1 protein-coding gene is annotated in these 1,018 nt (G+C 57.9%); it reads left to right on the forward strand.

The features are described 5' to 3' along the window. Window positions 1-856: transposase (locus AS93_RS0117395; RefSeq protein ID WP_027591775.1), on the forward strand; the 856-nt coding region annotated here is incomplete at its 5' end. Between the last annotated feature and the right edge of the window lie 162 nt (window positions 857-1,018).

The following is a 1,018-nucleotide window of genomic DNA, read 5'->3' on the forward strand; positions in this document are numbered from 1 at the left end:
CAGCAGCCGCGCTGTGCGCGAGTATCTTGAAGCCCTTGATGAAGAGGCGCTGGCTGAAGCTCTTCCCAAGAAAATCTCGCTCACCGATCCGCTGTCCCGTTGGACTGCTGCGCCAGGCGGCCCGGCCTTCTTTGCCTACTCCACGAATTACCTGATCGATACCGAGCATGGCGTGATCATGGATGTGGAAGCGACTCCGGCGCATCGTACTGCCGAGGTCGATTCGACCAGGACGATGGTTGATCGCGTTGAAGCGCAGTTTAACCTCACGCCAGAGCGCCTCATTGGTGATACCGCCTATGGCACTGCCCCGATGCTGGCCTGGATGGTCGAAGAAAAGAACATCGACCCGCATGTCCCAGTCTGGGACAAGACCGAGCGCAAAGACGACAGCTTCTCCAGTAACGACTTCCACTGGAATCCGGAGGCCAATGAATACCACTGCCCAACCGGCAAACCGCTACGCAGTGAATGGCGCGCCTTCACCCAGAAAAGATCGCGGGTGACCAAGGCCAACACCATCATCTACCGCTCCAGTCAAACCGACTGCGCCACATGTCCGCTGAAAGCGAAGTGCTGCCCTAACACACCGAATCGGAAGATCGTCCGCAGCATCCATGAAGCTGCCCGCGACGTGGCCCGACGCATCGCCAAGACACCGGAATACCTTGTCTCTCGTTGCGAACGGAAGAAGGTGGAGATGCTTTTCGCCCACCTCAAACGGATCATGAAACTCGACCGTTTACGATTGCGTGGCCTGACAGGTGCCGCTGACGAATTCACCTTGGCTGCGACGGTGCAGAACCTGCGCCGCATGGCCAAGCTTTTGCCTCAAGGGCCACCACTCACGGGATAGGTGCGCCTGCGGCGAGCAGAAACCCTCGAATTAACCCTCAGACCTGGGCAAGGAAGCTCAGTGAAACGCCGAAAGGCAACTTGAAGTGGCTTCCAGTCACTTCGATAGCAGGCACCGCTGACCAGCTGGCTGCCGCAGAACTTAGTTTTTCAACAGAATCGG

The organism is Pseudomonas sp. RL (assembly GCF_000647775.1).
Classification (GTDB): Bacteria; Pseudomonadota; Gammaproteobacteria; order Pseudomonadales; family Pseudomonadaceae; genus Serpens; species Serpens flexibilis.